Origin of the sequence: Brevundimonas sp. PWP3-1b1 (assembly GCF_049896065.1) — a bacterium.
GTDB classification, from domain to species: domain Bacteria; phylum Pseudomonadota; class Alphaproteobacteria; order Caulobacterales; family Caulobacteraceae; genus Brevundimonas; species Brevundimonas intermedia_B.
In genome coordinates, this window is record NZ_JAFCTO010000002.1 from 446,335 (window position 1) to 469,839 (window position 23,505).

Annotated in this window: 21 protein-coding genes; 12 read left to right on the forward strand and 9 right to left on the reverse strand. The window is 67.3% G+C overall.

Translation table 11 applies throughout. The features are described from left to right. Positions 1-60 precede the first annotated feature (60 nt). From ACP69V_RS14075 to ACP69V_RS14085, 3 genes are all read right to left on the reverse strand, one after another. Positions 61-375, reverse strand: a complete 315-nt coding sequence (locus tag ACP69V_RS14075; protein WP_426024420.1) for a hypothetical protein — start codon at positions 373-375, stop codon at positions 61-63. Between the two features lie 145 nt (positions 376-520). Continuing rightward, positions 521-1,387 carry a flagellar motor stator protein MotA gene (gene motA, locus ACP69V_RS14080; RefSeq protein ID WP_426024421.1) on the reverse strand — a complete coding sequence of 289 codons (867 nt, stop codon included), beginning with the start codon at positions 1,385-1,387 and terminating at the stop codon, positions 521-523. Between the two features lie 83 nt (positions 1,388-1,470). Then, positions 1,471-3,270 (reverse strand): long-chain-acyl-CoA synthetase, encoded by a 1,800-nt coding sequence (locus ACP69V_RS14085; protein WP_346494466.1) that lies wholly within the window; start codon positions 3,268-3,270, stop codon positions 1,471-1,473. Between the two features lie 325 nt (positions 3,271-3,595). On the opposite strand from ACP69V_RS14085, the gene ACP69V_RS14090 reads away from it, so the two are divergent. Next, on the forward strand, positions 3,596-4,174 hold the full coding sequence (locus tag ACP69V_RS14090; RefSeq protein ID WP_426024422.1) for a hypothetical protein: 579 nt from the start codon (positions 3,596-3,598) through the stop codon (positions 4,172-4,174). A gap of 56 nt (positions 4,175-4,230) precedes the next feature. Here the strand turns inward: ACP69V_RS14090 and ACP69V_RS14095 are convergent, their stop codons facing one another. Next, positions 4,231-5,553, reverse strand: coding sequence for a PQQ-dependent sugar dehydrogenase (locus ACP69V_RS14095; protein WP_426024423.1), 1,323 nt, complete (start codon positions 5,551-5,553; stop codon positions 4,231-4,233). 11 nt (positions 5,554-5,564) lie between these two features. After that, positions 5,565-6,116, reverse strand: coding sequence for a lipocalin family protein (locus ACP69V_RS14100; RefSeq protein WP_426024424.1), 552 nt, complete (start codon positions 6,114-6,116; stop codon positions 5,565-5,567). A gap of 178 nt (positions 6,117-6,294) precedes the next feature. On the opposite strand from ACP69V_RS14100, the gene cysD reads away from it, so the two are divergent. The 3 genes from cysD to ACP69V_RS14115 all read left to right on the forward strand — a co-directional run bounded on the left by cysD (position 6,295) and on the right by ACP69V_RS14115 (position 10,262). Continuing rightward, positions 6,295-7,242 carry a sulfate adenylyltransferase subunit CysD gene (cysD, locus tag ACP69V_RS14105; RefSeq protein ID WP_426024714.1) on the forward strand — a complete coding sequence of 316 codons (948 nt, stop codon included), beginning with the start codon at positions 6,295-6,297 and terminating at the stop codon, positions 7,240-7,242. Beyond that, entirely contained in the window at positions 7,242-9,155 is a 1,914-nt protein-coding gene (cysN, locus tag ACP69V_RS14110; protein WP_426024425.1) for a sulfate adenylyltransferase subunit CysN, read from the forward strand. The genes cysD and cysN overlap by 1 nt, the downstream gene beginning before the upstream one ends. Positions 9,156-9,224: 69 nt before the next feature. Beyond that, the gene (locus tag ACP69V_RS14115) at positions 9,225-10,262 is read left to right on the forward strand and encodes a mechanosensitive ion channel family protein (RefSeq protein WP_426024426.1); all 1,038 of its coding nucleotides are present in this window, start codon (positions 9,225-9,227) and stop codon (positions 10,260-10,262) included. Between the two features lie 148 nt (positions 10,263-10,410). On the opposite strand, the gene ACP69V_RS14120 is transcribed toward ACP69V_RS14115, so the two are convergent. After that, a complete protein-coding gene (locus ACP69V_RS14120) occupies positions 10,411-12,558 on the reverse strand; it encodes a malate synthase G (RefSeq protein WP_426024427.1) in 2,148 nt (715 codons plus the stop codon). Positions 12,559-12,797: 239 nt separating this feature from the next. Here ACP69V_RS14120 and ACP69V_RS14125 point away from each other — a divergent pair, with 239 nt between their 5' ends. Continuing rightward, positions 12,798-13,172 (forward strand): hypothetical protein, encoded by a 375-nt coding sequence (locus ACP69V_RS14125; protein ID WP_346494473.1) that lies wholly within the window; start codon positions 12,798-12,800, stop codon positions 13,170-13,172. A gap of 18 nt (positions 13,173-13,190) precedes the next feature. On the opposite strand, the gene ACP69V_RS14130 is transcribed toward ACP69V_RS14125, so the two are convergent. Further along, the gene (locus tag ACP69V_RS14130; protein WP_425981971.1) at positions 13,191-13,337 is read right to left on the reverse strand and encodes a hypothetical protein; all 147 of its coding nucleotides are present in this window, start codon (positions 13,335-13,337) and stop codon (positions 13,191-13,193) included. Positions 13,338-13,535: 198 nt separating this feature from the next. On the opposite strand from ACP69V_RS14130, the gene ACP69V_RS14135 reads away from it, so the two are divergent. From ACP69V_RS14135 to ACP69V_RS14150, 4 genes are all read left to right on the forward strand, one after another. Next, a complete protein-coding gene (locus tag ACP69V_RS14135; protein WP_426024428.1) occupies positions 13,536-15,137 on the forward strand; it encodes a tetratricopeptide repeat protein in 1,602 nt (533 codons plus the stop codon). A 31-nt stretch (positions 15,138-15,168) separates the two neighbouring features. Next, on the forward strand, positions 15,169-16,812 hold the full coding sequence (locus ACP69V_RS14140; RefSeq protein WP_426024429.1) for a peptide chain release factor 3: 1,644 nt from the start codon (positions 15,169-15,171) through the stop codon (positions 16,810-16,812). A gap of 55 nt (positions 16,813-16,867) precedes the next feature. Beyond that, positions 16,868-17,212, forward strand: a complete 345-nt coding sequence (locus ACP69V_RS14145) for a hypothetical protein (protein ID WP_426024430.1) — start codon at positions 16,868-16,870, stop codon at positions 17,210-17,212. A gap of 110 nt (positions 17,213-17,322) precedes the next feature. Continuing rightward, entirely contained in the window at positions 17,323-18,546 is a 1,224-nt protein-coding gene (locus ACP69V_RS14150) for a hypothetical protein (protein WP_426024431.1), read from the forward strand. Between the two features lie 4 nt (positions 18,547-18,550). On the opposite strand, the gene cysQ is transcribed toward ACP69V_RS14150, so the two are convergent. Next, positions 18,551-19,378, reverse strand: coding sequence for a 3'(2'),5'-bisphosphate nucleotidase CysQ (cysQ, locus tag ACP69V_RS14155; protein ID WP_426024432.1), 828 nt, complete (start codon positions 19,376-19,378; stop codon positions 18,551-18,553). A 95-nt stretch (positions 19,379-19,473) separates the two neighbouring features. On the opposite strand from cysQ, the gene chpT reads away from it, so the two are divergent. The 3 genes from chpT to ACP69V_RS14170 all read left to right on the forward strand — a co-directional run bounded on the left by chpT (position 19,474) and on the right by ACP69V_RS14170 (position 21,427). Continuing rightward, on the forward strand, positions 19,474-20,145 hold the full coding sequence (gene chpT / locus ACP69V_RS14160; protein ID WP_426024433.1) for a histidine phosphotransferase ChpT: 672 nt from the start codon (positions 19,474-19,476) through the stop codon (positions 20,143-20,145). Positions 20,146-20,237: 92 nt separating this feature from the next. Further along, positions 20,238-20,615 carry a response regulator gene (locus ACP69V_RS14165; RefSeq protein ID WP_346494480.1) on the forward strand — a complete coding sequence of 126 codons (378 nt, stop codon included), beginning with the start codon at positions 20,238-20,240 and terminating at the stop codon, positions 20,613-20,615. Beyond that, positions 20,612-21,427 carry a CheR family methyltransferase gene (locus tag ACP69V_RS14170; RefSeq protein ID WP_426024434.1) on the forward strand — a complete coding sequence of 272 codons (816 nt, stop codon included), beginning with the start codon at positions 20,612-20,614 and terminating at the stop codon, positions 21,425-21,427. The genes ACP69V_RS14165 and ACP69V_RS14170 overlap by 4 nt, the downstream gene beginning before the upstream one ends. A gap of 21 nt (positions 21,428-21,448) precedes the next feature. Here the strand turns inward: ACP69V_RS14170 and cckA are convergent, their stop codons facing one another. Further along, a complete protein-coding gene (gene cckA / locus ACP69V_RS14175) occupies positions 21,449-23,500 on the reverse strand; it encodes a cell cycle histidine kinase CckA (RefSeq protein WP_426024435.1) in 2,052 nt (683 codons plus the stop codon). Between the last annotated feature and the right edge of the window lie 5 nt (positions 23,501-23,505).

A 23,505-nucleotide genomic window follows, 5' to 3' on the forward strand; every position in this document is an offset into this window, starting at 1 on the left:
GCACAGACGAAAAAGGCCGCCTCGGTCGAGGCGGCCTGTTCGACGGCTTGCAACCGAACCTTAATGGGCGGCGGGCGCGTGCGGCGGTTCGGCCGGGGCGGCGGGCGACGGCGCAGCGGCGGAGGCGTCCGCGCCCTGCATCGTCGTTGCCGCCGGGGCCGTGGTGCCGGCGGTGTCGTTCTGGATGGCCTGGTTGGCGGCGGCCTCGGCGTCCTTTGCGGCCTGGTCGACCGTTAGGGCCGCTTCCTCGGCGGTGCCCGCAGCCTCGACCGCGTCGGTCGCGGGGGCGGTCTCGGCCTTTTCTTCAGTCGCCTTGCCGCAGGCGGCCAGGACCAGGACCGCAGCCGATGCGGCGACGAGGGCTTTGATACGCATGAGGACTTCTCCGAAAGCTTGCGCGAGGCTGCACGCCTTGCACCGGGACGATAGGGCCGCCTTGCGCGTCAGGGCAAGTTACGATCCGGCAAGGCGCGATCAGGGCGGCGTCACATCGCGGCGGCCGGCCTGCGTTTCGGCAGACTCAGTCGGCCTTGATGTTGTTCAGCGCCTCTTCCATCTCGCCGAAGGACGGCTGGGCGGACGAGGGAATGTCGCCACGGCCGATCTCGACCGAGATCTGGGCGGCGTTGCCGTGCAGGTGGGCCACCAGCACCGACTGGATGATCTTGTAGTAGGCCGCTTCCTCATCGACGATGGCCTGAAGGCGCGCCGCCAGGGGGCCGACGAGGCCATAAGCCATGAACACGCCGAGGAAGGTGCCGACCAAGGCCCCGCCGATCATGCCGCCCAGAACTTCCGGCGGCTCGGTGATCGAGCCCATGGTCTTGATGACGCCCAGAACGGCGGCGACGATGCCCAGGGCGGGCAGGGCGTCGGCCATCCCCTGCAGGGCATGCGGCGGTCCGGCGGCTTCGTGATGGTGCTTCTCGAGCTGTTTCTCCATCGCATCCTCAACCTGGTGCGGATCCTCCAGGTTCATCGTCATCATCCGCAGGGTGTCACAGATGAAATCGACGGCGAAATGGTCCTTCAGCACCTTGGGGTATTTCTGGAAAATCGCTGATTCCTTGGGCTTTTCGATGTGGCTTTCCAAGGCGACGACGCCTTTGGACTTCATCGTCTTGGTCAATTGAAACAGAAGCGAAAGCAGATCTTTATAGTCCTGCTTCTTCCATTTCGGCCCGGCGAAGGCCTTGCCCAAGCCGCCCAACGTGCCCTTGATCACCTGGATGCTGTTGGAGATCAGAAAAGCTGCGACCGCAGCCCCCAGGATCGCCATCATTTCATAGGGCAGGGTGTACAGGATGACGGCCATCTTGCCGCCATGCAGAAGATAGCTGCCGAACACCATGCCGAACAGCAGGACGATTCCGATGATCTGGAACATTGGGCCGGGAGATCCTGAAATTTCAGGCCCTACAATGTCAGTTAATCATTAAGACGGCGTTTCGCGAACGCCGTCTCCTGACCTCAGATGCGACCTTCGCCGTTCAGGATCGCGGTGCGCGCCGCCGCCGTCAGCTTTTGATACCCGGTCTTGCCGCCGCGCACGTAAAGCGCCGTCCCGGTCTTTTCGGGATCGAAGCCGTCCGCGACCAGATCGGCCTTCCGGTACTTGAACGTGCCGGTCGTTTCCGCCGACTTGATCAGGCGCAGGAACACCGGCTGGGCATAGGCGGGCAGCTTGGCCTCGACATGGTCGGAGAAGGCCTGGGCGTCGAACTTGCCCTCGACCACCAAGGCCGCCATCCCCGCCTTGCCGTCCTGGGCCGGCACCGGCACGCCATAGACGATGGCCTCGGTCACGCCCGGCGCATCCATCAGCACCTGCTCGACCTCGGACGTCGAGACGTTCTCGCCCTTCCAGCGGAAGGTGTCGCCCATCCGGTCCACGAAGTAGAAATAGCCCTCCGCGTCCTGTTTCATCAGGTCGCCGGTGCGGAACCAGCGGTCGCCCTTCTTGAACACGTCGGTCAGGATCTTCTTCTGCGACGCCGCCTTGTCGGCATAGCCCGAGAAGTCGTGGCGGATGTCGTTGCCGATCAGGCCGATGGCCTCGCCCACCTCGCCGACCCGCGCCAGACGGCACAGGCCATCAGGGCCTCGAATGGGCTGTTCGGTCTCGACGTCGAACTGGACCAGCCGGATGTTGATCTGCGACTTCAGGAAACCGGGCACCCGGCCGATGGAGCCCTGTTTGCCGTCGAAGTTGAACAGCGAGACATTGCCCTCGGTCGAGCCATAGAACTCCAGCACCTCGGGGATGCGGAACCGGCTCTGGAAGTCGGGCCAAACGTCGGCGCGCAGGCCGTTGCCGAACGCCAGCCGCAGCTTGTGCTTGGTCTCGTCCTCGTGCGGCGGACAGTTGACCAGATAACGGCACAGCTCGCCGATATAGACGAACATGGTCGCCCCCGACGACCGCACGTCGGGCCAGAAGGTGCTGGCCGAGAACTTCTTGCGGATCACCAGCCGCGCGCCGTTCAGCAGGGCCGCGCCTACCCCGACCAGACCGCCGGTCGAGTGATACAGCGGCAGGACGTTGAAGATCCGGTCCTCGGGCGTCGAACGCGTGGCGCCGGCGAAGGCGCGCATATAGGTGCGGGCGCGCGAATGCGGGATGCGCGCCGCCTTGGGCAGGCCGGTCGTGCCCGACGTATAGATATAAAGCGCGGTGTCACGGTTGGTCAGACCCTCGCGCGCCGACTTGGACGGCCGCACCGACGAGCCGCCGCGCACGGGTTTGTCCAGGCCGCGACGGTCGCTGGTCTCCAGGTCGTCGGGCAGGCCCAGCACCCAGAGCGCCAGATTGTGATCGACCAGAGGCCGCGCCTCCTCGATCTGACGCCAGCAATCCTCGTCGGCGACGACGTTGAACGCCTTCGAGATGGCCAGACAGTGGGCCAGCCCCTGCCCGCCCAGATTGGTGTTGATCAAAGCCGTGGCGATGCCGACCTTGGAGAAGCCGATCCAGGCCGCCAGATATTCGATCCGGTTGGTCATCATCAGGGCGATGGTGTCGCTGCGACGCAGGCCCCGGTTCTTGGCCCAGTGGGCGAAGCGGTTGGCCATGGCGTCCAGGTCGCGATAGGTCAGGGTGCGCTGACCGTCGTCGATGGCGATGTTGTCGGCGAACTTGTCCACCGCCTCTTCGAAGTCGTCACAGAGCAGGACATCGCTGTCCAGCTCGATCGGCTTGATGCGCTTGAGCAGGCGGAACAGGCCGCGAGCGAACCGGACGTCCCGACGGATATTCGCTACAAAACCCATGCGCGCCGTGTCTCCGGTCAATGCGTGTTCCACCCTGTCCGGTGATGGACGAAGGGGGGGCGTCGGGTCAACCGCGCCGTCCGCGATCCCTCGCGAGCCCGACGGATTGGCGTCAGCCGTGACCCATTTGTTCTGTTGACGCGGGGGAAATCCAGAGGCGGCGCCTGCTTTTTATTGCCGCATTCCCCGCTGATCCGGCCGCAAAGGGCGCGGTTGTCGCCTCATTCCAGGCAGGAACGGTGTTTCTTCGGGGCTTTTGCGCAGGCGGCGGAACGACGTTGCGAGACGGCGGGTTGGTTGATCAACGTTATGGAGGACAGAAACAATGTCGATGACCTACGCCAACGCCAATACCGAAGCCCGCACCGAAGAGACCTTCGTGCCGCGCTACGCCCGCAACACCAAGGCCAAGAAGTCGGTGAAGACCTGGATGATCCTGGCCCCGATCGGCGCCGTCGTGCTGCTGGGCAGCGGCGCCGCCATGGTGATGGGCGGCGGCGAACAGGCCGCGCCCGCTGCGTCCACCGAGGCTGCGGTCCCGGCGATGCCGACCGCGCCCGCCGCGATGACCGCCGCCGAGACGCCCGTCATGCCGGCCGCGCCGATGGAGACCGCTCCGGCTCCGACCGCCACGCCGACGCCGGTTGCGCCCGCTCCGGTCGCCCGTCGTGCCGAGCCGCGCGCCGAGCCGGTCGCCCGTCGCGCAGCACCGGCTGCTGAACGCCCGGCTGCCGCACGCGTCGAGACGCCGGCCGCGCCGACCGGTCCTCAGCCCTATGCCGCCCCGTCTGTTCCGGCGGCGAGCACCAGCCAGTTGAACACCGCTCCCGTAGCGGCTTCGACCCCGGCTCCGGTCGTGACCACACCCGCCGCACCGGCGATCACGGTCCAACCGCTGAACTGATCGCGGTCAAATAGAAGAAAGCCCCGGTTTCGACCGGGGCTTTTTTTATGTCCGCCTCAAGCACCGGTCACGCGCCAGATCACATCGCCCACGTCGTCGGCGACCAGCAGCGCGCCCAGCCGGTCGATCTGGACCCCAACCGGCCGTCCCTGCGCCTGACCCTGGGCGTTCAGAAAACCGGTCAGCACATCCTGCGGCGGACCGGCCGGGCGGCCGTCCACGAACGGCACGAAGATCACCTTGTAGCCGCTGCGCACGCTGCGGTTCCACGAGCCGTGCTGGCCGACGAAAGCCCCGTTCCGCAAGGCGGGCGGCAACAGGGTCGCCCCCTCGCCGAACGTCAGCCCCAGAGAGGCGGTATGGGCGCCCAGGGCGTAGTCCGCCCGGATCGCCCGCGCGACCATCGCCGGATTGGCGGGCGGCCGCACATCGACATGCTGACCATAATAGCTCCACGGCCAACCATAGAAGGCGCCGGGCGTCACCGAGGTCATATAGTCGGGAACCAGATCGTCGCCGATCTCGTCGCGTTCGTTGACCGCCACCCACAGTTTGCCGGTCTGGGGGTTCCAGTCCATGCCCACCGGATTGCGCAGGCCCGAGGCATAGACCCGTCGCGTCCCCGTCGCCGGGTCGATCTCCAGAATGGCGGCGCGATCCACCTCTTCGTCCAGACCGTTCTCGCCGACGTTCGAGTTGGACCCGACCCCGACATAGAGACGGCTGCCGTCACGGCTGGCGACCAGGCTCTTGGTCCAGTGGTGGTTGCGACCGGCGGGCAGGTCCACGACCACGATCGCGGCGGCGTCGATCCGCGTCTGGCCCGTCCGATAGGGGAAGACCACCACCGCATCGGCGTTCGCCACATAGAGGCGCTCCCCCACCAGGGCCATTCCGAAGGGCGAGTTCAGGCCGGTCAGGAAGTCCGTCTTCGTCTCCGCGACCCCATCGCCGTCGGCGTCGCGCAGCAGGACGATCCTGTTGGGACTGGGCACGCCGGCGCCGGCCCTGGCCATGACCTTGCCCATCACCCAGCCCCGCAATCCGCCCTTCTTGTCCTGCGGCGGAGGCGGTGCGTTCGACTCGGCGACCAGGATGTCGCCGTTGGGCAGGCGATAGAGCCAGCGCGGGTGATCCAGCCCCGTCGCGAACGCCTGCACCCGCAACCCCGCCGCCGCGACCGGCGTCGCGCCCTGGGGCCAGCTTGTCGCAGGCGCGATATTGACCGTCGGCAACAGGCCCTGACGCGGCGCGGGCAGTTCCGGGTTAGGGCCAAAACCGGCCTCGGTCGGCAAGGCCTGGCCGCCCGCACAGGCCCCCAATCCCAAGGTCGCCGCGAACACGGTCGAGACGAGCAGGGATTTGGAGGTCGCGGTCATGATCGTGGCCCTTACCGAGCGGGTTGCGCCGGAAACTCCAGCCGGCTGACATCATAACCCAGACCGCGCGCCCGTTCGGTCAGGCTGCGCACCTGGGCCTCGGTCGGCAGGTCGCGGGTATAGATGAACAGGCGTTCGAACGTGGGATCGGCCGAGATGAACCAGCTGTAGTCGTCCGCACGGTCCAGCACCCAGTAATCCCAGGTCACGAACCCGGCCAGATACTTGACCCTCAGCTTGGCGTTCGTGCCGGGATCGAGGATTTCTCCGCGTCCGCCGATGGCCTTTTCCTTGCCCTGCGGCGTGCCGACCTGACAGGTGTCGCGCACATCGACCCGCGTGCCCTCGACCGGCGTATAGATCGACGCGCCGGCGACGCAGCCGTCGGTCAACCGATCCGGCAGACGCGCGATCTCGTGCCAGCGCCCGGACCACAGGCGCTGGACATCCACCGGTTTCGCCGGCTGTGGCGCGCGATATTCGGAAGGGGACGGCGCCGTCACGCAGCCGGCCAGGGCGACAGCTGCGATGGCCGAGGCCATCAGGGATTTCATGCTGGACATGAGCGTTTCCGTTTGAAGCCATAAGCCGCGCTTGGCGACCCTGGTTCCTTTACGTCGCAGCGCCTGTTTCGGACGGCGTGGACGGCGAGGTGGGAAATCTCTCAGGCCGTGGCAGTATCCCTCGCTTGTCTTACGCTGCACATTGGCGTTGTCACGTCGGCGTTCGACGGAGACACCGCTGGTGGACACTGCCATTCTGACCGAAAGCCGAAACGCCCTGCCCGCCCATCGCCTGACCCATCTTCAGCGCCTGGAGGCAGAGAGCATCCACATCATGCGCGAGGTGGCGGCCGAGGCCGAGCGACCCGTCATGCTGTATTCGATCGGCAAGGATTCGGCCGTGATGTTGCACCTGGCGCGGAAAGCCTTCTATCCGTCCAGGCCGCCTTTCCCTTTGCTGCATGTCGATACGACGTGGAAATTCCGCGCCATGTACGCGATGCGCGAACAGGCCGCCGCCGATCTAGGCGTCGAACTGCTGGTCCACCAAAACCCGGAAGCCGTCGCGCGCGGGATCAATCCGTTTGATCACGGCTCGGCACTGCACACCGACCTGTGGAAGACCGAGGGGCTGAAAAAGGCCCTGTCGCTGCACGGCTTCGACGCGGCCTTCGGCGGCGCCCGCCGCGACGAGGAGAAATCCCGCGCCAAGGAGCGGATCTTCTCCTTCCGCACCGCCGAGCACCGCTGGGATCCCAAGAACCAGCGGCCCGAGCTCTGGCGGCTCTACAACACCAGGAAACGCCCCGGCGAAAGCATCCGCGTCTTTCCCATCTCCAACTGGACCGAGCTGGACGTCTGGCAATATATCCACCTGGAGCAGATCCCCATCGTGCCGCTTTATCTGGCCGCTGAGCGGCCAGTGGTGGAGCGGGACGGCGCCCTGATTATGGTCGATGATGATCGCTTCCGGCTGCGCCCCGGCGAAACGCCCCAGATGAAGTCGGTCCGGTTCCGCACACTGGGCTGCTACCCCCTGACCGGGGCGGTCGAGAGCACGGCCGCGACCCTGCCTGAGGTCATTCAGGAAATGCTGCTGACCACCACCTCGGAACGCCAGGGCCGAATGATCGACCACGACCAGTCCGCCTCGATGGAGAAGAAGAAGCAGGAGGGTTATTTCTGATGGCCCACCAGTCCGACCTCATCGCCCGCGACATCGACGCCTATCTGGACGCCCACCAGCACAAGAGCCTGCTGCGCTTCATCACCTGCGGCAGCGTGGACGACGGCAAGTCCACCCTGATCGGCCGGCTGCTCTATGATTCCAAGATGATCTTCGAGGATCAGATGGCGGCGCTGGAGGCCGACAGCCGCCGGGTCGGCACGCAAGGCGGCGACATCGACTTCGCCCTGCTGGTCGATGGTCTCGCCGCCGAGCGCGAACAGGGCATCACCATCGACGTGGCCTATCGCTTCTTCTCGACCGAAAAGCGCAAATTCATCGTCGCCGACACGCCCGGCCACGAGCAATACACCCGCAACATGGTCACCGGCGCCTCGACCGCCGACGCCGCCGTCATCCTGATCGACGCGCGCCGGGGCGTCCTGACCCAGACCCGTCGCCACGCCTATCTGGTCAGCCTGCTGGGCATTCGCCACGTCATCCTGGCGGTGAACAAGATGGACCTGATGGGCTGGTCCCAGGATGTGTTCGACGCAATCGTCGCCGACTTCCGCGCCTTCGCCGACCAGATCGGGCTTCAGACCTTCGACGCCATCCCGATGTCGGCCCTGCGCGGCGACAACATCACTGAAGCCAGCAATCATTCGCCCTGGTACGCCGGCCCGCCTTTGATGAGCCTGCTGGAAACGCTGGAGGTCGGCGACGACCTCCAGGCCGATCCGTTCCGCCTGCCGGTGCAGTGGGTCAACCGGCCCAACCTCGACTTCCGCGGCTTCTCCGGCCAGATCGCCGCAGGGACCGTGCGTCCGGGCGATCCCGTCCGCGTCCTGCCGTCGGGCAAGACCTCGACCGTCGCCCGCATCGTCACCGCCGACGGCGACTTAGGTTTGGCCGTCGCCGGTCAGTCGATCACCCTGACCCTGACCGACGAGATCGACGTCTCGCGCGGCGACGTCCTGGCCAGCGCCGACGCCCCGCCCGAGGCCGCCGACCAGTTCGAGGCCACCGTGGTCTGGATGGACGACGAGCCCCTGCTGCCGGGCCGGCCCTACTTGCTGAAGATCGGCGCCAAACTGGTCGGGGCGACCATCACCGAGCCCAAGCACAAGGTGAACGTCAACACCCTGGAGCAGCAGCCCGCGAAACGGCTGGAGCTGAACGAGATCGGCGTCTGCAACCTGTCGCTGGACGCCCCCGTCGCCTTCGCCCCCTATGTCGAGAACAAGGATCTGGGCGGTTTCATCCTGATCGACCGGATCTCGAACCGCACGGTCGGGGCGGGCCTGCTGAACTTCGCCCTGCGCCGCGCCCACAACATCCACTGGCAGGCGCTATCGGTGGACAAGGATGCGCGCGCCACGATCAAGAACCAGAGGGGCCGCGTCGTCTGGCTGACCGGCCTGTCGGGCGCGGGTAAATCGACCATCGCCGACCTGGTCGAGAAACGTCTCTACGCCGATGGCCGCCACACCTATCTACTGGACGGCGACAATGTCCGCCACGGCCTGAACCGCGACCTGGGCTTCACCGAGGAAGACCGGGTCGAGAACATCCGCCGCGTCGCCGAGGTGTCGAAACTGATGGTGGACGCCGGCCTGATCGTCCTGGTCAGCTTCATCTCCCCCTTCCGCGCCGAGCGCCGCCTGGCCCGCGACCTGCAGGGGCCGGGCGAGTTCGTCGAGGTCTATGTCGACACCCCCCTGGCCGTCGCCGAACAGCGCGACGTCAAGGGCCTGTATAAAAAGGCCCGCGCCGGCGAACTGAAGAATTTCACCGGCATAGACAGTCCCTACGAAGCGCCCGAGGCCCCCGAAATCGTCGTGGACACCACCACCATGTCGCCTGAAGACGCGGCCGAACGCATCGTCGCCTGGCTGGACGGCCGGTTCTCGACCGAGGATTTCAGCATCTGACCCCTCGACGTTGGGCCGGTTCGGGCGCGAGGGTGGAACCTTGACCGTTCGCCAAGCGCTCTGGAGCCAATGACCAATCCGATCAAACAATTGGACCTCGCGGCCATCGAACAGTCGCAGGTCGTGCGGATCGCCGGGGCCAATCTGACGATCGGCGGCCTGACCAGCGCCGGGGTGATCCTGCTGGTCGCCTTCGCCGCCCACTGGCTGGTGACGCGGTCGCTGCGCCGCCTGCGCGAGCGGGCGGATCGCAGCCGCCAGGCCGTCTATCTGCTGGAGCGGCTGGCGGGTTACGCCATCATCGTCGTGGGCGTCATGTCGGCCCTGTCGGCGGCGGGCCTGAACCTGTCGTCCCTGACGGTCTTCGCGGGCGCCCTGGGCATCGGCGTGGGTCTGGGCCTGCAGGGCGTGGTCAAGGAGTTCGTCTCCGGCCTGTTCCTGATCTTCGACCGGATGGTGTCGGTCGGCGACTATATCGAGATCGAGGACATCGGCATTCGCGGCGCCATCATGGAGATCGGCCCGCGCGCCACGCGCGTCCGCACCAACGACAACGTCAATGTCCTGGTGCCCAACTCGCGCTTCATCGAACAGCCGGTGACCAACTGGACGCTGAAGGGCGACACCCGCCGCATCCATGTGCCCTTCTCGGTCGCCTATGGCTCGGACCGGGGCCAGGTGCGCGACGCGGTTCTGGCCGCCGCCCGCGCCAGCCCCTTCACCCTGCCCGAGACCGAGGCCCGCAAGAGCCAGGTCTGGCTGGTGGCCTTCGGCGACAAGGGCCTGTCGTTCGAGCTTCTGGTCTGGCCGACGCGCGAGGCGGTCAAACGCCCCGCCGCCATGCACGCCGCCTATACGTGGCTGATCGCCGACGCCCTGGACGCCGCCGGCATGGAGGTGCCCTTCCCCCAGACCGACCTGCGCATCCGCAGCGCCTTCGGCCTGGAGGGCGACGAGGCCCTGAAGCGGCTCGGTTATGGCGTCGGCGCCCCGCCCCGCCCAGTCGCACCCCAACGTAGCGCCCAAACCGCCAACGACGCCGCCGACGATGTCATGGCCGACGACGAAGCCGATGCGCCGGAAGCGTCGAGCGCACGGACGGATTAAAACGACCCGTCACCCTCGGGCTTGTCCCGAGGGCCCATCCATCCGTCGCACGGTAAGGGCATGGATCGGCGATCTCGATCCGCCTCCAAAGCCCGCGTCTGCATCAGCCGTAGGCCCTCGGGACAAGCCCGAGGGTGACGGATTTTGCTCAGCGGGCCTTCGCCTTCAACCGCCAGGCATGCAGCAGCGGCTCGGTATATCCGTTCGGCTGCGTCACCCCCTCGAACACCAGCGCCCGCGCCGCCTGATAGGCCAGGCTGGCCTCGGGGTTCGTCGCCATCGGCCGATACAGCGGATCGCCCGCATTCTGGCCATCGACCTTGGCCGCCATGCGCGCGAAGGCGGCCTCGACCTGATCGGCCGTACACACCCCGTGCAGCAGCCAGTTGGCGATATGCTGCGAACTGATCCGCAGCGTCGCTCGGTCTTCCATCAGGCCGATGTCATGGATGTCCGGCACCTTGGAACACCCAACCCCCTGATCGATCCAGCGCACCACATAGCCGAGGATGCCCTGGGCGTTGTTGTTCAGCTCGGCCGCCACCTCGTCCTCGGACCAGTTGACGCCATTAGCCAGATCGGGCGCCAGGGGCGGGGTCAGCAGGGCCTCCAGCCCCGGCGTCGGCTGCTCCGCCACCGCCTTCTGCACCGCGAAGACATCGACCGCGTGATAGTGCAGCGCGTGCAGGGTCGCCGCCGTCGGCGACGGGGTCCAGGCGGTGTTGGCGCCCGTCCTGGGGTGGGCGATCTTCTGCTCCAGCATGTCGGCCATCCGATCCGGCGCCGCCCACATACCCTTGCCGATCTGCGCCCTGCCCGACAGGCCGCATTTCAGGCCGATGGCGACGTTGCGGGCCTCATAGGCCGTGATCCAGTCGCTCGACTTGATGTCCGCCTTTCGCACCACCGGCCCGGCCTGCATGGCGGTGTGGATCTCGTCGCCGGTGCGGTCCAAAAAGCCGGTGTTGATGAAGACGATCCGGTCCTTCACCGCCTGGATGCAGGCCGCCAGATTGGCCGAAGTCCGCCTTTCCTCGTCCATCACCCCGACCTTGATCGCATGGCGCGGCAGGGCCAGTAGGTCCTCGACCGCGTCGAACAGCTTGTCGGTGAAGGCCGCCTCGTCCGGCCCGTGCATCTTGGGTTTGACGATATAGACCGAGCCGGTCGCGCTGTTGCCGAACGACCCCAGGTCCTTGATGTCATAAAGGGCGATCAAACTGGTCACGATCGCATCCATGATGCCCTCGGGCGCATCCGACCCGTCGGCCAGACGGATGGCCGGCGTGGTCATCAGGTGGCCGACGTTGCGCACGAACAGCAGGCTGCGCCCCTTCAGGATCACCGACGATCCGTCCGGCGCCGTCCACTGGCGATCCGGCTCCAGCGCGCGGGTCAGGGTCTCGCCGCCCTTCGTAAACGTCGCCGACAGGTCGCCCCGCATCAGCCCCATCCAGTTGCGATAGGCCTCGGCCTTGTCCGCCGCATCCACGGCGGCGACGGAATCCTCCAGATCGACGATGGTCGTCAGGGCCGATTCCAGCACCACGTCCGCCAGACCCGCCGCATCGCATCGCCCGACCGGATGGCCGCGGTCGATCACCAGTTCGATATGCAGGCCGTTGTGCGCCAGCAGGATCGACGCCGGCGCCGCCGCATCGCCCGTAAAGCCGACGAACTGTCCCGCATCCTTCAGCGCCGGCGACAGGGCGCCGTCCACCACCGACCACCCGACGACATCCACATGCGACCCTTCGGCCAGCGGCGCCGCCTCGTCCAGGAAGGCCTTGGCCCGCGCCACCACCCGCGCGCCGCGCGCCGGATCGTAGCCGCCGCCGGCCGGCAGATCGCCCAGGGCGTCCGTGCCATACAGGGCGTCATACAGGCTGCCCCACCGCGCATTGGCGGCGTTCAGCAGGAAACGCGCGTTCAGCACCGGCACGACCAACTGCGGCCCGGCCATCTGTGCGATCTCGGCGTCAACGCCTTCGGTGCCGATGGAAAACGCCGCCGGCTCCTCGACCAGATAGCCGATCTCTCTCAGGAAGGCCTCCGAGGCCCCCACGTCATAGGGCTGGCCCCGCCGCGCCCGATGCCAGTCGTCGATCTGGGCCTGCAAGGCGTCGCGTCGTTCCAGCAGCGCCCGGTTCTCCGGCGCGAACCGTTCGAAGATCGTCGCCGCCCCGGCCCAGAAGCTCACCGCATCCAGGCCCAGCCTCGGCAGCACATCCTGCTCGATCAGGGCGATCAGCTCGCCCGCGACCTTCAGCCCGGCGCGATCTTCATGGGTCGTCATGTCGGCCTCTCCCCGGCGCGACGCCGGCCTGTAACAATGCGTGATCAGGTAAGCCGAGCCCGCGCCGCTCCGCAAGGGTCACGTCGCGTCATGGCGGTCGCTTTTCGTCGAAGGCAGGCCGTGCGACCCCCGCGCCTGGTCAGAAACTCTTAACCGCGTCCGTGAACGGGACCGCAAGCGGCGGCGCCTATTGTGAGCTTACGGACGAACTCGCGTCCGGCCAGTCGAGCGTATCGCCCATGCTGTTTCTTCTGAACGACGTCGTGTTCGACCTGGACGAGGCCTGCCCGGCCACGCCCGCCGACACGCGCCGGTTCGAGAAGCTGGAGTTCGACTATGTGCTCGAACTCGGCTGCGAACTGTTCGCCGAGGATCCGCTGCTTCACCGCAACGATCCCGAGCGCGCGCGCCGCCTGGCCTGGCTGATCGCTCAGCGCAGCCCTGATGTGAACGCCGCCCTGTTCGCCGCCCCGGCCGTCGCCTGCAACCCCGACCTGGTCGAGCCGCGTTTTTGCGCCCTGCCGCAGCAGGTCATGCATCAGCTTCAGGCCAAGGGCCGTCGCCTCGACGCCGTCTCGGCCGACCGCGCCGTCTGGAACCGCCTGGCCGCCTGATCGCGGCCCAAAACGCAGTCAGAAGACCGCGTTGAACACCACGTGGACCAGCGTCGCCACGACCACGATAAAGCCGAACCCGACCGCCAGCCCCAGGGCCGGATGAAGGGGCGCATGCTCGCGCGGCGTATGGGCGATACGGTCTTGAGGATGGATGACAGCCATCGTCTTTGTCCTTTCCCTATGATCCCGGATCGATCCGGGAGGGGAGCGTCGGACTCTGACGGCCTGATCGTCTCCTCCAGAAGAGAGCATGACTCCAATATCCCCTGATGGCGAGGGGTTATTTTTCCTGTGCGCCGCGCTGGACGACGGCGCGCCGAAGTTGCACCTTCGCGTCCAAGGGATGTTCAGGGGCGATCCATGACTTCGAGGCTTTTGACCTGCGCAGCTGCGGCGGTGGGGGCGTTCATGCTGGCGACCGCGCCACAACCGGCGCGCGCCGACTGGCTACGGGCCGAAAGCGAACGCTTCATCGTCTACAGCGACGGCGGCGAGCGAGCGCTCAGAGACTATGTCCAGAAGCTGGAGATCTTCGACCGGGTCATGCAGTTCCGGTCAGGCGTGGCCATAACGACGGAACCGCCCAGAAAACTTCCAATCTATCTGGTGCGAAACCGAAGTGCGCTCCTGCGCGTCCATCCGCAAAGCGGCGAGAATGTCGTCGGCACCTATTTCCCTACGGAAGAGGACATATTCGCCGTCGCCATTCGCGGCGACGGAAACGGCATTTCCGGCGACGAAGTCCTGATGCACGAATATGCGCACCACTTCATGCTGGGAAATTTCCCCGGCTCCTATCCGGCCTGGTTCGTCGAAGGCTTCGCGGAATATTACGCGACGGCGGACATCGACGTTCGCGACCGGGAGGTCGTGCTCGGCGGCTACAATCAGAACCGCGCCTATTGGATCATGGCGGAAAGCTGGCTGCCGCTGGACGTTCTGCTGACGAAACGTCCCGGTGAAATCCGCAGCTCCAGTCAGCGCGCAACCTACTATCCTATCGCCTGGCTGCTCACCCACTGGTTCTACAGCACGCCTGAGCGACAGCAGCAGTTGCAAACCTATCTGACGGCCGTTGCAGGCGGAGACGACTCTCTCACGGCGATGCAGCAGGCGACAGGGATGACCCTGGAACAACTGCGCGCCAGCCTGCGGCGCTACACGCGCGAGCGGCTGAACATCACAAAGATCAGCGGTCAGTTTCCCACCGCCGAAATCTCGGTAGAGGAGCTATCATCGACCGCCGACGACCTGTTGCTCATCAATCAGAGGCTCAAGGTCGGCGTTCCCGATGAGAACAGAGCCGCTCTGGGCCAAGAGGTAGCCCGATTGGCGGCCCGTCACGGCGATGATCCGCTCGCTCTGATGGCCGCCGGTCACGCCGGAATGCACTTCGGCGACAAGCCGGCGGGGGAGCGAGCGCTGCAGCGACTGCTGGAAATCGATCCTGACCACGTCGAGGCGCTTCAGTATCTGGCGCAGGAACGGCTGAGGCAGGCGCGCGAGGCCGACGACGACACCCAGGCGCAGGCTCTGCGGATTCAGGCCCGCGACTATCTGGCTCGCGCCTATGCCGCCGGTCAGAACGATTATCGCACCCTGATGCTGTTGTCGCAGATGCGTCAGAGCCAGCCCGGCTATCCAAATGAGAACGACCTTTTGACGCTGGGACTGGCGCTGGATAGGGCGCCTCAACTCGCAGCGGTGCGCTTTCCCTACGCCAACGCCTTGGTGCAGACCGGCGAGAAGGAAGAGGCGATCGCAATCCTGAAGCCGCTGGCCAACAATCCACACGGCGGCAGCGCTTCGACCTTCGCCAGTCGTCTGATCGCCGCCATCGAAGCGGGTCAGGATCTGCCCGAGGTCACAGAGGACGCCGACGCCCCTCAGATCAGCGAGCCGGAGCCTGAAACACCGCCGGGCGCAGAGCCTGAATCCGCCCCCGAAACCGCCAGCGAGTGACTTTCGGCGCGTGGCGGGGTAGTCGCGCGCCATGTCCTCTCTGACCCTGCCTGAAGAAGCGGCTCGCCGCCGGACCTTCGCCATCATCGCCCACCCGGATGCGGGCAAGACGACCCTGACCGAGCATATCCTGCTGGCCGGCGGCGCCATTCGTGCGGCCGGCGCTGTGCGGGCGCGGGGCGAGAACCGGCGGACCCGCTCGGACTGGATGAAGATCGAGAAGGAGCGCGGGATTTCGGTCAGCGCCTCGGTCATGACGTTCGAGCACGACGGCAAGATGTTCAACCTGCTGGACACGCCGGGACACGAGGACTTCTCCGAAGACACCTATCGCACCCTGACCGCCGCCGACTGCGCCATCATGGTGCTGGACGCCGCCAAGGGGATCGAGCCGCAGACGCTGAAACTGTTCGAGGTCTGCCGCCTGCGCGACATTCCGATCATCACCTTCATCAACAAGCTGGACCGCGAGGCCCAGGACCCGATGACCCTGCTGGACGACATCGCGTCCCGGCTGCAGTTGGATCCGGCCCCGATCTGGTGGCCGGCCGAGAGCGGAAATCGCCTGCGCGGCATGGTCGAGGTCGGGACCGGCCGTTTCCAGCCCTATACCCGCAAGATCGCCGGTTCGGCCGAAGACCCAGATCACCCCGACGCCCTGCCGCTGGACCAGGCGGCGCAGTATTTCGAGGCCGGCGAGCAGGACAACCTCGCCGAGGCCGTCGAACTGGTCGAGGGCGGCTATCCGGCCTTTGACCGTCAGGCCTTCCTGGAAGGCCACATGACACCCGTGCTGTGGGGTTCGGCCCTGCGCCACTTCGGCATCGACGAACTGCTGAAGGCCATCGGCGATTGGGCCCCGGCGCCCAAGACGATGAAGGCCAGGAAGGAGTCGCCGCCCGAGACCCGCAACGCCCCGGCACCCGTCGAGACGGTAGTCGAACCGGGCGCGAACGAGGTCACCGGCTTCGTCTTCAAGGTCCAGGCGAACATGGACCCCAACCACCGCGACCGGATCGCCATGTTCCGCATGGCAAGCGGCGCCTTCAAGCGCGGCATGAAGCTGAAGGTGCAGAACACGGGCAAGTCCCTGTCGGTCAATGCGCCGATCATGTTCTTCGCCTCGGACCGGGAACTGGCCGACGACGCCTTCGCCGGCGATGTGATCGGCATCCCGAACCATGGCGTGCTGCGTGTGGGCGACAGCCTGTCGGAGAGCGGCGTGGTGCGGTTCGCTGGCCTGCCGAACTTCGCGCCCGAAATCCTACAACGCGTGCGGGTCAAGGATCCGCTGAAGGCCAAACACCTGAAGAAGGCGCTGGAAGGCCTGGCCGAGGAGGGCGTGACCCAGCTGTTCCGGCCCGAGATCGGCTCGGACTTCATCGTCGGCGCCGTGGGCCAGCTGCAGTTCGAGGTCATGGCCGACCGCCTGGGCGAAGAATACGGCCTGGACGTCATCTTCGAACCGTCGCCGTATGCCGAGGCCCGCTGGGTCACTCCAGCCTCGGGCGGCACGGACGCCGACATCGAGGACTTCAGCGGCAAATACCGCCCCCAGATGGCCCGCGACATCGACCAGGCCCCTGTCTTCCTGGCCAAGTCGAGCTGGGAGACCGGCTACGTCGGCGAACGCTTCCCCAAGATCGCCTTCACCAAGACCAAGGAACGGGGCTGAGTTTCGGCGCGCCAAACGACTTCCTTTGGTCACGCGGCTGAGCCATGATCGCCGGATGTCGTCGCTTCTCGCCCTCTCCAGCGCTGTCTTCATGCTGCAGGCTGCCCCGTCCGTGGGGCTGGTCTCCTATGACGAGGCCGTGCGCTGTGCCGGGCTGACCCAGGCGGCGTCTGAGTTGGAAGGCGGCGAGAGCGCGCAGGGGCGGCGGCTGTACGATGCGGCCCTCTACTGGTCGTTGGCGGCGATGCAGGCGGCGACAGCGGCGGGCAAGCCGGCGACGGTCGCCGAGGGCGATCAGACGCGCGCGCGCATCGCGGCCGTGCGGTCGCTGAACGGCGATGCGCCAGAGGCCAGGGCCGCCCTGCAACGCTGTCAGCAGAAGACGCCGAACCTGGACTGACGAAAACCGGGATACGGTCAAGCCGAACCGCTTTCGCGGCGCTGCGTTTGCATTGGACGCCCCGAGAGACGCAGTCTGCGTCCCGAAGCGGGATAACTGAGGTCAAGCGCATGTTCGAATTCGGCCGCGATCTTCGACGACTCTTCGCCCAGGCGCGGGAGAGCGAAGACCTGGGCTGGGTCGAGCTGATCGGCGTGGATCTGTTGCAGGCCGAGGCGCGGCGCGAGACGATCGATTCAGGCCGCGTGTCCTGCGCCCGGCCCTTCGAAACCGAGCACCGCGCCTGCGCCCTTTGGCGCGAACATGCCCGGCGCGGCGGCGCGTCCGACAGTCTGGACCGCGCCGAACGCTGCGCCGACAGCCTGGCGCGCACCGCCGTGGGCGAGGATCAGGTCGCCTTGGCCGCCATGGACAAGGCGGCGGTGCTGATGCTGCGTTTCGACCTGTGCGGCGATCCCGCACGGCTAGACCGCGCCCTCGCCACCCTGGCGGCTGTCGGTCGGCCGCGTAGCCGACGCATAACGGCGGGCATGACCGCACTCCACGCCCGGCTCAAGGTCCGCACCGCCCGGCTGAGCGGCGATGTCGCCAGCCTGTCCGACGCCGCCGTGCTGATGGACGCAGCGGTGCGCAGCGACGATACGCACGACATGGACCTGCGGATGGATCGGGCCGCCCTGTCACTGGAGATGGGCGTGGTCCAGCGCGACGTGCGTTTGCTGGATCAGGCCGGCCGCGATCTGGGCGCCCTGGTCGAGGCCGCCTCGCCGGATCATCGCCCCCTGACCCGCGCCCGCGCCCTGGCCCTTTGCGGCGCCGGCCTGTCGGCGCTGGCCGCCATCGCTGGTCATGAAGAAGCCCGCGCCCAGGGCCGGATCATGTTCGAAGCCGCCGCCGATCAATTCACCTCCGACCACAGCCCGCTGGACTGGGCCGCGATTCAGGTGCTGCGCGTCGGCGACGACGCCCAGCCGCTGATGCTGCTGACCCAGGCCGAGGCCCTGACGCAGGGCCACGAACTGATCATCGGCGCCCTGGTGCGCGAACGTCGCATCGCGCGCGAAGTCGCCTTAGCCGAAGCGGTCAAGGACCTGACCGCCCTGATGACGCTGGAAGCGCGCCTGCGGGCGCGGATGGCGACGGCGACGCCGCTGGACTGGGCCGCCGATCAGATCGGCATGGCGGAAATCCTGCTCGCGCGGCATCGTCTGGGCGGCGACGCCCCGACCGATCTGGGTCTGATCCTGGGCGAGGCCGCCATGACGGCGCGCGAACTGGGCGTCGAGGCCCTGGCCGAGCGGGCCGAGGCCCTGCTGGCGACCGCGAGACGCTAGGCCCTCAACCGCCCATGGCGACGAAGGCGCCGTTCAGGAACTTGGTCTTGCCGTAGGACAGCCGCTGGCCGTCGTCGGCCAGCACACGTCCACCGGCGGCCTCCAGAACCGCCTGACCCGCTGCGGTGTCCCATTCCGAGGTCGGGCCGGTACGCGGATAGGCGTCGAACCGGCCCTCGGCGATCAGGCAGAACTTCAGCGACGAATCCGTTCCTTGCCAGCGCGAGCAGCCGTGGCGCGCCGCCAGGCGCGTCGCCTCCTCGTCGGTGACGCTGTGGCTCAGCAGGGCCATGCCCTCCTGCGGACGGTCGCGCACCCGGATCGGCCGCCAGTCCTCGCCCGCATGGGCCTCGCCGGCCTGAAGCGCGCCGAACTGACGCCGGAAGGCGCCGCCCTCGGGCTTGTCGGCGCGCCAGGTCGTCGCCGTCGCGGGGGCCGTCACCACGCCCGCCACCGGATGCTGGCCGTGGATCAGGGCGATGTTGACCGTGAACGCCTCGCCGCCGCGCACGAAACCACGCGTGCCGTCCAGCGGATCGATCAGCCAGAACCAGTCTTCGGCCTTTTCGGGCACGCCGTTCGCCGAAGCCGCCTCTTCGGCCACCGTCTGGACGCCGGGATACAGGGCCGCCAGCCGTTCCAGGATCAGGGCCTCGGCCGCGCGATCGGCCTGGGTCACCGGGCTGTCGTCGGACTTGGTCTCGACCGCCGTGCCCGCGCGCCAATAGGGCAGGATCAGCCGTGCGGCCTCCTCCGCGATCTCGGCGATGGCCAGGGAAAGCGCACCGGACTTCAGGTCGCGGGCGAGAGCGGTAGAGGAGGAGGTCGTCATTGGCGGGTCGATAGACCATCCGGGCGGTTCCATGAACCAGCAAATCACTCCAACTTCGCGCGCGATACGAACTGTGACCTGAGCGCGCCAGACCTATGACCCCGACCAACGACGCAGACGCCGCTCCGCTGGACCTTCCCGTCGATGGAACGGAGCTGGCGACCTACATCGCGGCCAAGCTGTGCCATGACTTCATCAGCCCCTCCGGCGCCATCGTTTCCGGCCTGGACCTGATGCAGGATCCGACCGCTCAGGACATGCGCGACGACGCCCTGGCCCTGATCGAGCAGAGTGCGCGCAAGATGGTCGCCCTGGTGCATTTCGCCCGCGTCGCCTTCGGCGCCGCCACCACTAGCGAGCGTTTCACGGCGCGCGAGATCGAAGGCCTGGTGTCCGGCATGGTTCAGGGCGGCCGCGCCGCGATGGACTGGCGCATCAGCGATGGCGAATTCACCAAGCCCCAGGCCCGCGCCCTGACCAATCTGGCCTATCTGACCATGGGCGCCCTTCCGATGGGCGGCGTCGCCGTGATCCAGTCTCGGGTCGAGGACAGCATGATCTATCTGGAAGGGTTCGCCGAAGGCGCGCGCGCCCGTCTGAAGCCCGAAGCCGTTGTCGGCCTGGCGGGCGAGCGCCTGACCGAGGGCTTGGCCGGACAATGGATCCAGCCCTACTGGCTGTGGCTGACCGTGACCGAGGCCGGCGGCGCTTTACGCGTAAAGGTTGAAGACGGCAAGGTCTCCCTGATCGCCCGAATGCCCGCCTGATTTCCAATTCCCAACGACTCATTAACTGGCGTCTGAGATAAAAAGGGTCCATGCGCCTCCGGCGAAAGCCGCGTGTCTGTGAGGGATCGATCTTGGACTTCCGAACCTGCCTGATCGTCGACGACAGCCGCATCATCCGCAAGGTTGCGCGTCGCATCGTCGAGGGCTTGGGCTATGAGGTCGACGAGGCGGCGGACGGCTCCGAGGCCATGGCCTATTGCACCGGCGCCATGCCCGACGTGCTGCTGGTCGACTGGAACATGCCCGTGATGGACGGCATCACCTTCCTGCGTCGCCTGCGCGCCATGCCGGGCGGCAAGCGACCTAAGGTGCTGTTCTGCACGATCGAGACCCGGCCCGAGCGTATCGCCGAGGCTCTGGCCGCCGGCGCCGACGACTATGTCATGAAGCCCTTCGACGGCGAGATCCTGCAATCCAAGCTGACGGAGGTCGGAGCGATCGCCGCATGACCCCAGAGGACTTCGACAAGCTGCAGTCCCTTCTCGCCACCCGCGCCGGCTACCGGCTGTCGCGGGATCGCATCCACCTGGCCGAACACCGGCTGGGACCGATCGCGCGGCGCGAGGGCTACGCCAATGTCGAGGCCCTGCTGTCGAACCTGTGGGCCAATCCGGTCGCCTCCCTGGCCTGGTCGGTGATCGAGGCCCTGCTGAACGCCGAGACCTGGTTCCGCCGCGACCGCACCCCCTTCCGCATCCTGGAAGCCGAACTGCTGCCGGCGCTGTCCAAGGCGCGTCCGGACGGACGGATCAAGGTCTGGTCCGCCGGCTGCTCAACGGGGCAAGAGGCCTGGTCCATCGCCATGACCGGGCTGGAGCTGGGCGTGCCGGTCGAACTGGTCGCCACCGACCTGTCGCAACGCGCCATCGAAAAGGCCCGCTCGGGCCTCTACACAGGGTTCGAGATTCAGCGCGGCCTGACGGCCAAGACCATGCTGCGCTGGTTCGAACCGATGGACGACCAGTGGATCGTCAAGGCCGAACTGGCCGACGCCGTGCGCTTCGGTCGCGCCAACCTGCTGGACGAGCCGACCGACGACGCGCGGTTCGACGTCATCTTCTGCCGCAACGTCCTGTCAGACATGGAGCCGTCGCGACGCGCCCGCCTGCTGGACGGGCTGGAGCGGCGCCTGGTCGACGACGGCTGCCTGTTCCTGGGCGCCGAAGAGAAGCTGGAGGGCGAGACCGTCGTCTTCCGCGCCGTCAACGGCCGCCGGGGCCTGTATGTGAAGGCGCCGTCCGCACTTCGCCGCGCCGCCTGAAACCGGTGCCTGCCGCGGCGTTCAGCCCGCGTGCAGTTCCTGCTTCACCCGCTCCGCCAGGGTCTTGATGTCCAGCGGCTTGGGCAGGAAGGACACCCCGACCTCGTCCTGCAACAGGTCCGAGAAGTCGCTCTCGGCATAGCCCGAGATGAACATCACCGGCGCATCGCCCAGATACTGCCGCGCCTTCTTCAGCAGCGACGGCCCGTCCAGCCCCGGCATGATGACGTCCGAGATCATCATGTCGATCTGGCCCGCATGCTCCTCGGCCAGCAACAGGGCCTCCTCGCCGTCGGCGGCCTCGATCACCTCATAGCCGCGCTGGCGCAGCAGGCGGGCGGCGATGCCGCGCACGGCGTCCTCGTCCTCGACGAACAGGATGCGGCCCGCGCCCGACAGGTCGCGCGGCGTCTTGATCTTGACCTCGACCGGCTGGACCTCGGCCAGTTCCGCCTCGCCGGCGGCCGGCAGGAAGATGCGGAAGGCCGCACCCATGGTTCTGGAGTCTGGGCCCTCGATATTGCTGACGGTGATATGGCCGCCCGCCTGCTGGGCGATGCCGTATACGGTGGCCAGGCCCATGCCCGTGCCCTCGTTCACCGCCTTGGTGGTGAAGAAGGGTTCGAAAATCTTGTCCACCAGTTCGGGCGGCACGCCGGGGCCGGTGTCCGACACCTCGATCAGGGCCACCTCATCCGTCGGGGCATCGACCCAGCCCAGGGCCCGCGCCTCGTCGCCCGTCAGGCGGCGCGTGGCGATGGTGACCACGCCGGCGCCCGGCTCGACCACGCCGCGCATGGCGTCGCGGGCGTTGACGGCTAAGTTCATCACCGCCGTCTCCAGCTGGGACTTGTCGGCCAGCACCACCGGCAGGTCGCGACCGTAGTCGGTCTCCAGCCGCACGTCCTCGCGCAGCAGACGCCGCAGCAGGATGGCGAACTCGCCCACCAGTTCGCCCAGGTCCAGCCGCTCGCGGCGAACGGTCGACTTGCGCGAGAAGGCCAGCAACTTGCGAACCAGATCGGCCGCGCGAATGGCCGTCTGGCGGATCTCGTTCAGCCCCTCATAGGACGGATCGCCCACCGGGTGCCGTTCCAGCAGGCCCGACAGCTGAAGCTGGATCGCGGTCAGCAGGTTGTTGAAATCGTGCGCCACGCCCCCGGCCAGCTGGCCCACGGCCTGCATCTTCTGGGCCTGGTTGAGCTGCAACTCCATCGACTTCTGGCCCGACACGTCGAACAGCCAGATCCGCCGCTTGTCGCCCTCGGGCGCCACATACAGGTGCAGCATCTTGTCGGGATAGGCGCGCGCGATCAGCTCGATCGGACCGGACGACCCGGCCGCCAGCTTCAGCCGCGCCTCGGCGACGCCGCCCGGATCGAACAGATCGCCGAAAGCCGCATCGCGCGCAGCGCCTGGCCCGGTCAGCACGCCCAGCGCCGGATTGGCCTCCTCCGCCCGGCCGGAAAACAGGTCGTCGCCCTGGATGACAGCCGAGCCGAACGGCGCGCCGGCGGCCATCGCGCGGGCCTCTCCGGTCGCCGCCGCAGCGGGAGCGTGCACGGGCGCCGAGGCGATGGGCAGGACGGCGTCGGGCGCAGCGCGCATCAGGAACCGTCCCTCGCCAGCCTGGCCGATCACGACCTCGACCTCGCGTGCGCCGATCATGACGATGGCGCGGCCCGGCTCGCCTTTGCGCGCCTGGGCGAAGGCCATGTAGAGGGCCTGGGCCGACTTGCCGCGCGGCAGGGCGCCGGTCGCGCCGTTGGCCTCGGCCCAGGCGGTGTTGAAGGCCAGGATCTGGCCTGAATCCCACACCAGGGCGGCGGGCTCGGCCATGGCCTCCAAAACCTCGATGGCCGCGTCGCTGCTGGGCTTGGCGTTCGCCGCGCGCCGGAAACCGAACAGACCGATCAGCGCGATCATCCCCACCGTCAGGATCAGCACCAGTCCCGGCGCCGAGGTGGGATTGTCGCGAAACGCCGGATAGGCCAGGGCGGCGATGGCCGCCACCACGCCGAACGCCATCACGGCCGACAGCAGATCGAACGAAGGGCGTCGGGTGGGCGTCATGCAGC

Excerpts from the sequence above, each read along its gene's own strand:
- ACP69V_RS14075 (WP_426024420.1), bottom strand. The coding sequence starts at position 375 with ATGCGTATCAAAGCCCTCGTCGCCGCATCGGCTGCGGTCCTGGTCCTG.
- motA (WP_426024421.1), bottom strand. The coding sequence starts at position 1,387 with ATGTTCCAGATCATCGGAATCGTCCTGCTGTTCGGCATGGTGTTCGGC.
- ACP69V_RS14085 (WP_346494466.1), bottom strand. The coding sequence starts at position 3,270 with ATGGGTTTTGTAGCGAATATCCGTCGGGACGTCCGGTTCGCTCGCGGC.
- ACP69V_RS14090 (WP_426024422.1), top strand. The coding sequence starts at position 3,596 with ATGTCGATGACCTACGCCAACGCCAATACCGAAGCCCGCACCGAAGAG.
- ACP69V_RS14095 (WP_426024423.1), bottom strand. The coding sequence starts at position 5,553 with ATGACCGCGACCTCCAAATCCCTGCTCGTCTCGACCGTGTTCGCGGCG.
- ACP69V_RS14100 (WP_426024424.1), bottom strand. The coding sequence starts at position 6,116 with ATGTCCAGCATGAAATCCCTGATGGCCTCGGCCATCGCAGCTGTCGCC.
- cysN (WP_426024425.1), top strand. The coding sequence starts at position 7,242 with ATGGCCCACCAGTCCGACCTCATCGCCCGCGACATCGACGCCTATCTG.
- ACP69V_RS14115 (WP_426024426.1), top strand. The coding sequence starts at position 9,225 with ATGACCAATCCGATCAAACAATTGGACCTCGCGGCCATCGAACAGTCG.
- ACP69V_RS14120 (WP_426024427.1), bottom strand. The coding sequence starts at position 12,558 with ATGACGACCCATGAAGATCGCGCCGGGCTGAAGGTCGCGGGCGAGCTG.
- ACP69V_RS14125 (WP_346494473.1), top strand. The coding sequence starts at position 12,798 with ATGCTGTTTCTTCTGAACGACGTCGTGTTCGACCTGGACGAGGCCTGC.
- ACP69V_RS14130 (WP_425981971.1), bottom strand. The coding sequence starts at position 13,337 with ATGGCTGTCATCCATCCTCAAGACCGTATCGCCCATACGCCGCGCGAG.
- ACP69V_RS14135 (WP_426024428.1), top strand. The coding sequence starts at position 13,536 with ATGACTTCGAGGCTTTTGACCTGCGCAGCTGCGGCGGTGGGGGCGTTC.
- ACP69V_RS14140 (WP_426024429.1), top strand. The coding sequence starts at position 15,169 with ATGTCCTCTCTGACCCTGCCTGAAGAAGCGGCTCGCCGCCGGACCTTC.
- ACP69V_RS14145 (WP_426024430.1), top strand. The coding sequence starts at position 16,868 with ATGTCGTCGCTTCTCGCCCTCTCCAGCGCTGTCTTCATGCTGCAGGCT.
- ACP69V_RS14150 (WP_426024431.1), top strand. The coding sequence starts at position 17,323 with ATGTTCGAATTCGGCCGCGATCTTCGACGACTCTTCGCCCAGGCGCGG.
- cysQ (WP_426024432.1), bottom strand. The coding sequence starts at position 19,378 with ATGACGACCTCCTCCTCTACCGCTCTCGCCCGCGACCTGAAGTCCGGT.
- chpT (WP_426024433.1), top strand. The coding sequence starts at position 19,474 with ATGACCCCGACCAACGACGCAGACGCCGCTCCGCTGGACCTTCCCGTC.
- ACP69V_RS14170 (WP_426024434.1), top strand. The coding sequence starts at position 20,612 with ATGACCCCAGAGGACTTCGACAAGCTGCAGTCCCTTCTCGCCACCCGC.
- cckA (WP_426024435.1), bottom strand. The coding sequence starts at position 23,500 with ATGACGCCCACCCGACGCCCTTCGTTCGATCTGCTGTCGGCCGTGATG.